Raw genomic sequence first — 6882 nt, forward strand, 5'->3', positions numbered from 1 at the left:
TGGAGAAGGAAAACCTAAGCAACTTTATACCAGCTATCAGAGTGCCAAGAGGCGCGCGAATTGTCTCTTTCATGAAAAAAAATTACGGCTCTCTATTTATGAATGTCGCTACCAGCATGGTTGGCACCTCACTAAGTCTGGCAATTAAGGGGGGAAATATGAATAAGCACATCATATTCATCTCCGTAGACTGGGAGCGTCCACAAGATGGGCGTTCAAACCTAGGTGCTGCTTCAATACTGGCGTCATTAAAGCGAGCAGGTATTTGTTATACGCTGATTGAAGGTGCGGTGAATGCCCCAGATTTCAGCTACAAGGCGTTAGAGACACAAGTTTTAGACACAATTTATGCGCTTGAAGTAAAGGGTATCGGCTGTCTGGTCGGTATAGGAGCCTACATCTGGAACGAGCCTATTACCCAGCAGTTGACGGAAGTGATTCACAACTCAACATCAGCCCCAATTGTATTAGGTGGTCCACAGGTTTCGTATGCCGAAGCCGGAACACTGGAGACTTTATACCCATACGCCAATATTTTCGTGCGAGGACATGGTGAACAAGCAATGGTGTTACTGGCTAAAGATGAAAGCGTACAAGGGCAAGGCATTCATTTTGCAGGTCAAACCGACCTTGGGCTAAAGTCAGAAATCTCGTTAAAACAGTTGGCTTCGCCTTGGCTTACTGGCGTGATGAATGTTGGTCAGTCCATCCGTTGGGAAACTATGCGTGGTTGCCCTTTCCGTTGTAGCTTCTGCCAGCATAGAGAGTCGGGTAACCGCTTCAAATTGACGGAACAACAACTCGACTATGAGCGTATCAGCAAAGAAGTAAGGCTGTTTGCGCAGGCAGGTGTTGAGCGCATATCCATCCTAGACCCTATCTTTCATCTAGATACAAAGCGTGCCGTTGATCTGTTGACTCTGTTTAAAGAGGTTGGTTTGAACGCAAAACTCGCCTTGCAGTGTCGTTTTGAGTCTGTGAAAGACGAATTCCTCGATGCGCTGGAAGGTCTCAATGTTGTGCTTGAATTCGGGCTGCAAACCGCTATCAAGAAGGAAGGGGATGCCATTGGCCGACCAAACAATCTAGTGATGGCAGAGCGCGTGATAGAAAAGCTCAAGGCACGTCATATACAGTTTGAAGTATCGCTGATATATGGGTTGCCAGAACAGACGTTAGAGAGTTTTCGCGAGTCGTTAAGCTGGTGCTGGAGTCAGCAGGTTCCCGTTATCCGCGCTTGGCCTCTGATGATTTTGCGTGGCACTGTGCTCGACAAACAACGAGAACAGTTCGGTTTTATTGAATCAGCTGATGAAGCGATACCGCATGTTATAGCCAGTAACAGTTTTACCCCCGAAGACTACCGTCAGATGGAGGCGCTCGCACAAGCGGCGAACTTATCTGAAACTCAAACACTAAAGGAGATAAACAATGCCGTTTTTTATCGTGCTTGAAGGGCTAGACGGTGTCGGCAAAAGCACACTTGCCCGTCGCTTTGCTCAACAGTATGGATACCAACTGATGACTACTCCGGGATCAGAACTACTGCCTATACGAGCAGATATCATTCACGGACTTGGCAGCAGTGAAACTGCGAAGGCACTTTTTTATGCTGCTACCGTGCAGGCTGAAGGTGAAAAAGTACAGGGTTTGATTCAGAGTGGTCAAAGTGTACTGATGGATCGCTACCGAGCCTCAACCATTGCCTATGCAAATGAACGAGGTGTCACGCTTGATCTCTCTTTTGTGTTGAGTCGGGCATACCAACCGCACCTGAGTATATTATTGACGCTTGATGAGTCCGAACGACAACTTAGGTTGCAAAAGCGAGGGGCGACGGCAGAAGATATCGAAACCCTGAATCCTGCGTTCAGAGTAGGTGTGCTGAACAAGTTGCAGGCTCAATGCGACGTGATGCTAGATCTGACCGGTGCCAATGAGGATAAGGCCGTCGACTTGCTTCATGATTGCATCAATGCTCATTTGCGTGTAGGTCTATAAAATCTTGTAACACACCAGTCGTTATCTTGAAGCGTTTCTATAATGTTGTCTTTAACAGTATTGACTTGATTCACGATACTTTGAACTCTATATTTGCGGCCAACATACCCGCCAAGCCTATGGTTGCTTGCAACTATGCTCAAATCGTGCGGGTTTTTTATGCCCGTCATCTGTAGAAGCCGTTTCAGCAAGACCTATTTTGGCAGGACACCTAACGAGAAATTTATGACCCACAACGACATCGTACAAAAACTCTGGAACCTATGTGACGTACTGCGTGACGACGGCATTAACTACAGCGACTACGTCACCGAGTTGGTACTGCTGCTGTTTATCAAAATGGTGCATGAGAACACCGAAGCGGGCACCCTAAAAAAGCACCCATTACCTGAAGGTTGTCGCTGGACGGATATTAACGACAAATCAGGTATTAACCTGCTTAACGATTACAAAATCATCTTACTGAGCTTATCGACAGGCAAAAACGCAGAGGGTACGCTGATTCACGAAGACCCGCTGATCAGCGCCATTTACGCCGATGCCCAAACCCGCCTGCGTGAACCGCGCCACCTAGAGCAAATGATTAAAACCCTAGACCAAATCGACTGGTTTAGCGCCCAAAAAGATGGCCTAGGCGACCTATACGAAGGCTTGCTAGAAAAGAACGCCAGCGAAACCAAATCAGGCGCGGGGCAATATTTTACCCCCCGTGCGCTGATCAACAGCATGGTGCGTTGCATACAGCCGCAAACGGGCGAAGTGATTCAAGACCCAGCCGCAGGCACCGCAGGCTTTTTGGTGGCGGCTGACCAATATATGCGCGAGCACACCGATGATTACTTTGACCTGTCCAGCAAAGAGGCCGAGTTTCAAAAGCACAAAGCCTTTGTTGGTGTTGAACTGGTGCCCAACACCCGCCGTTTAGCCCTAATGAACTGCTTACTGCATGGCATGGAAGGTGACAATGAAGGCGTGGTGCATCTGGGTAATGCCCTAGGCGAAGCGGGAAAAGCCTTACCGCCTGCGGATATTATTTTGGCAAACCCACCTTTTGGCACCAGCAAAGGCGGTGAAGCCTCTAACACCCGTGACGACCTCACCTACAAAACCAGTAACAAACAACTGGCGTTTTTACAGCACATCTACCGCAACCTAAAACCCGGTGGCCGTGCAGCGGTGGTATTGCCAGATAACGTATTGTTTGAAGCAGGCGTCGGCACCGACGTGCGCCGCGACCTGATGAACAAATGCAACCTGCACAGCATATTGCGCCTACCTACGGGGATTTTTTACGCCCAAGGGGTGAAAACCAACGTACTGTTTTTCACCAAAGGCAGCGCCAGCGACAAACTGCAACAAGAAGACTGCACCCACAAAGTATGGGTGTACGACCTACGCACCAACATGCCCAGCTTTGGCAAACGCACCCCCTTTGGTGATAGCCACTTAGCGCCTTTTGAAGCGGTGTATGGCGATAACCCTAACGGCACCAGTGAGCGCACAGAGGGCGAATACAGCTTTGGGGCTGAAGAGATTGCCGTTGATAAATCTGCCAGTGCAGAAAACCAAGGCATTGACGACAAGCTGTTACACAGCCGTTGGCGCTGTTTTAGCCGTGACTGGATACGGGAAACCAAGGGCGACTCGTTGGATATTTCATGGTTAAAAGACCAAGACAGCGTAGATGCGGCAGACCTGCCGGAGCCTGCCGTATTGGCGATGGAAGCCAAAGAAGAACTGAGCGCGGCATTGAGTGAGTTAGAAGGCTTATTGGCGGCATTGGAAGGGGCGAATTGATGAGTGAGGTTAATTTGCCGGAGGGGTGGGTGACTGCCACTGTAGCTGATATAAATGATTATAAATCGTCAAATATGCAGCCTAAGAGTCATATAGGTACAACTTTTGAGCTGTACAGTGTTCCAATCTTTCCTGAAGGGAAACCAGAAATACTACAGGCAGAAGAGATAGGCTCTAGTAAACAGTTTGTTAGTGAAAATGATGTTTTGGTCTGTAAAATTAATCCAAGAATAAATCGTGTATGGCGTGTAGCCTCAGCTCAAAATCTTGGACAAATAGCGTCATCTGAATGGATTGTTGTCAGGCAAAAGCGTTTAAATACACAATATTTAACTTGGTATTTTCAGTCTGAAGACTTTAGAACGCGGCTGTGTGCAGATGTAACAGGAGTTGGTGGTTCCTTAACAAGAGCGCAACCAAAACAAGTAGCAAAATTTACTTTGCCACTCCCCCCCCTAGCCGAACAAAAAGTCATCGCAGACAAACTCGACACCCTGCTGGCACAAGTGGAAACCACCAAAGCCCGCCTTGACCGTATCCCCAATATTCTAAAACGCTTCCGCCAATCGGTATTGGCAGCGGCAGTGAGTGGGAAATTGACGGAGGAGTGGCGGGAGTTTCTACAGTTTGCAACAAAGAAGGGTGCCCTATGTGATTTCGTCTCAATAGATATAGGACATGCTTTCAAAAGTAAGGAGTTTACGGATTCAGGTGTAAAATTATTACGAGGACAAAATATAGAACCTGGGGCGCTCAAATGGGATGAAACCAGATATTTTCCCATAGAAAAGCTTGAGGAGCATTCAAACCTATTTATACGTGCTAATGATATTATTCTAGCGATGGATCGCCCAATAATCTCGACTGGCCTAAAACTAGCTCGTGCTAAAGAAAAGGATTTACCATGTGTACTAGTACAACGTGTAGCTCGATTCACTAAGTTTGATGGTCTTCAGCCAGATTATCTATTTCTGTTATTACGAGATATTGCATTTAGTAACTATATCCAACCCAATCAGACTGGTAGCGATATTCCACACATAAGTGGTAGGCAAATTCTTGCATATGAAATACAAGTTCCTTCAATCGAAGAACAAACCGAAATCGTCCGCCGTGTTGAAGAATTATTCGCCTTTGCCGACCGCATTGAAGAAAAAGCCAATGCCGCTCTTGAGCGGGTGAATAACCTGACCCAATCCATCCTCGCCAAAGCCTTCCGTGGTGAACTCACTGCCGACTGGCGCGCCACCAACCCTGATTTAATCAGCGGTGACAACAGTGCAGAGGCACTACTCGCCAAGATCAAAGCCGAGCGAGCCGCCACAAAGCCTGTGAAGAAAAAGCGTCAGTAGGTGTAAGTTTATGAGCGAGATTTATAACGTCTATTGTGATGAGTCCTGTCATTTAGAGAATGACGGTGAAAAGGCGATGGTGTTGGGCGGTGTTTGGTGCCCAGAGAGTAAGCGAAAAGAGATCAGCCAAAGAGTCCGTGATATCAAGGTGAAACATGGCTTAGGAAAAAGTTTTGAGATTAAATGGACTAAAGTGAGCCAATCAAAATTGGCCTTTTACATGGAGATCATTGATTATTTTTTTGATGATGATGACTTCCACTTTAGAGGTCTGATTGTGCCGGACAAAGCGCAACTCAACCATGAGACGTGGGGGCAAACGCACGACGATTGGTACTATAAAATGTACTTCACCATGCTCAAGGTGATATTTGAACCTCAGGCAAGATACCGCGTGTATTTGGATATTAAAGATACGCAAGGCGCTGATAAAATTAAAAAACTCCATGAGGTGCTTTGCCATAACTCATACGATTTTTCTCGTCGGATGATAGAAAGGGTTCAGCAAATTCATTCCCATGAATCAGAGCAGTTGCAAGTCGCCGATTTGCTTATTGGGGCTTTATCGTATTTGCATCGAGACTTGTCAACAAACGCAGCGAAACTTAAGTTAATTGAGAGAATAAAACAAAGAAGCCAGTATCGACTGACCTGCAATACCTTGCTGCGTGAGAATAAATTTAATTTGTTGATTTGGAGTGGAGGAGCGCTATGACAATGGATGTCTTGCCAGACTGGCTCCCTGAACTTATTTACTTAAATGATTATGGTGGAGATTGGTCACAATATTTTGATGAAGTCTATCGGCTATTCTGTGTTGACTTTGTTGATGATAAACCACTGTTTCGAGGGTTGCGCTTAGGCTTAAAGCGTCATCCAGAGTATGCGGGTAAGTCTGCAACTTTTTGGCACATGATTAGCGAGGGTAGTGAAGAGTCTGAGCGTACGCCAGACCTTAGGCGTTGTGAGCGTATCACTTGGCCTCGCGCCCATATTGAGAACGATGCGGATTCACGGCTAAAAATTTGGGTTGAAAAGCGAGGCCCAGATAAGCGCGTTCATATTTGGCATGAAAAAGCTGAATATTTAGTCGTGCTCAATAAGCGCAAAGATTACATTTTACCTTGGACTGCTTATACAGTTGAAAGGTCGCATGAAAAAGTGAAATTAAATAAGCGATGGGAAAGAAATAAGCTAGAAGAACTTTAGAAAGCTGGCCTCGCCCGTTGCCGAGCGGAGCCGTAACTCCTTCTACGCTAACACCGTTAGGATGGTAGATGAGATGGCATAAGTCTGCTTGATTTGAGTTTCTTTAGCAAGCCGAATTTAATTTGAGCAAGTATCAAACGCTTGACATATTCTGAGGCTCTTATCTGTGTAGTGAGTCAGGCCAGAGTGAAGCTGGTCAATGATTTTAGCAAAACTCCGCGTAAACCCTCGCCCAATCGGGCGGGGATACAAGCGGGAACCGCGCAGCGGTTCTAATCAGGTGTCGCCTGACTTTGCACATACTCTTTCAGTGTTTTGATCGTTGCCCCGCCTGCACTGCAGGCAAAGTAAGAACGTGACCAGAGCGCTGCACTTTTGCTTTGCCGGGGGATATGGGTATTGAGTATGCGTATCCGGCGTGATGAAACCGATTTCAGGTTGTTCACCATGACGCTGATCGCCAGCTTCGGCGGATAAGCTATCAGCAGGTGAACATGATCTGATTCACCGTCCATTTCCAGTA

The 6882-nt window shown here is 46.7% G+C and carries 7 protein-coding genes; 6 read left to right on the plus strand and 1 reads right to left on the minus strand.

Going from position 1 to position 6882, the window contains the following annotated elements:
* Window positions 1-158 precede the first annotated feature (158 nt).
* The 6 genes from B5D26_RS05575 to B5D26_RS05600 all read left to right on the plus strand — a co-directional run bounded on the left by B5D26_RS05575 (window position 159) and on the right by B5D26_RS05600 (window position 6359).
* Window positions 159-1454: a B12-binding domain-containing radical SAM protein gene (locus B5D26_RS05575; protein ID WP_159445602.1), complete on the plus strand. Its 1296-nt coding sequence runs from the start codon at window positions 159-161 to the stop codon at window positions 1452-1454.
* Window positions 1432-2001 carry a dTMP kinase gene (locus B5D26_RS05580; RefSeq protein WP_078744737.1) on the plus strand — a complete coding sequence of 190 codons (570 nt, stop codon included), beginning with the start codon at window positions 1432-1434 and terminating at the stop codon, window positions 1999-2001. The genes B5D26_RS05575 and B5D26_RS05580 overlap by 23 nt, the downstream gene beginning before the upstream one ends.
* Window positions 2002-2226: 225 nt before the next feature.
* Window positions 2227-3798 (plus strand): class I SAM-dependent DNA methyltransferase, encoded by a 1572-nt coding sequence (locus tag B5D26_RS05585; protein WP_078744738.1) that lies wholly within the window; start codon window positions 2227-2229, stop codon window positions 3796-3798.
* Entirely contained in the window at window positions 3798-5150 is a 1353-nt protein-coding gene (locus tag B5D26_RS05590; protein WP_078744739.1) for a restriction endonuclease subunit S, read from the plus strand. The genes B5D26_RS05585 and B5D26_RS05590 overlap by 1 nt, the downstream gene beginning before the upstream one ends.
* A 10-nt stretch (window positions 5151-5160) precedes the next feature.
* The gene (locus tag B5D26_RS05595; protein ID WP_078744740.1) at window positions 5161-5865 is read left to right on the plus strand and encodes a DUF3800 domain-containing protein; all 705 of its coding nucleotides are present in this window, start codon (window positions 5161-5163) and stop codon (window positions 5863-5865) included.
* On the plus strand, window positions 5862-6359 hold the full coding sequence (locus tag B5D26_RS05600; RefSeq protein ID WP_078744741.1) for a hypothetical protein: 498 nt from the start codon (window positions 5862-5864) through the stop codon (window positions 6357-6359). Before B5D26_RS05595 ends, B5D26_RS05600 begins: the two co-directional genes overlap by 4 nt.
* Before the next feature lie 272 nt (window positions 6360-6631).
* Here B5D26_RS05600 and tnpA read toward each other — a convergent pair.
* On the minus strand, window positions 6632-6882 hold a 251-nt coding region (gene tnpA / locus B5D26_RS05605; protein ID WP_143833098.1), incomplete at its 5' end, for an IS200/IS605 family transposase.

The organism is Oceanospirillum multiglobuliferum, assembly GCF_900167095.1.
Taxonomy (GTDB): domain Bacteria; phylum Pseudomonadota; class Gammaproteobacteria; order Pseudomonadales; family Halomonadaceae; genus Oceanospirillum; species Oceanospirillum multiglobuliferum.

What these genes read in the sequence shown, in the direction of transcription:
- B5D26_RS05575 (WP_159445602.1), top strand. Translation starts at nt 159, where the DNA reads ATGAATAAGCACATCATATTCATCTCCGTAGACTGGGAGCGTCCACAA.
- B5D26_RS05580 (WP_078744737.1), top strand. Translation starts at nt 1,432, where the DNA reads ATGCCGTTTTTTATCGTGCTTGAAGGGCTAGACGGTGTCGGCAAAAGC.
- B5D26_RS05585 (WP_078744738.1), top strand. Translation starts at nt 2,227, where the DNA reads ATGACCCACAACGACATCGTACAAAAACTCTGGAACCTATGTGACGTA.
- B5D26_RS05590 (WP_078744739.1), top strand. Translation starts at nt 3,798, where the DNA reads ATGAGTGAGGTTAATTTGCCGGAGGGGTGGGTGACTGCCACTGTAGCT.
- B5D26_RS05595 (WP_078744740.1), top strand. Translation starts at nt 5,161, where the DNA reads ATGAGCGAGATTTATAACGTCTATTGTGATGAGTCCTGTCATTTAGAG.
- B5D26_RS05600 (WP_078744741.1), top strand. Translation starts at nt 5,862, where the DNA reads ATGACAATGGATGTCTTGCCAGACTGGCTCCCTGAACTTATTTACTTA.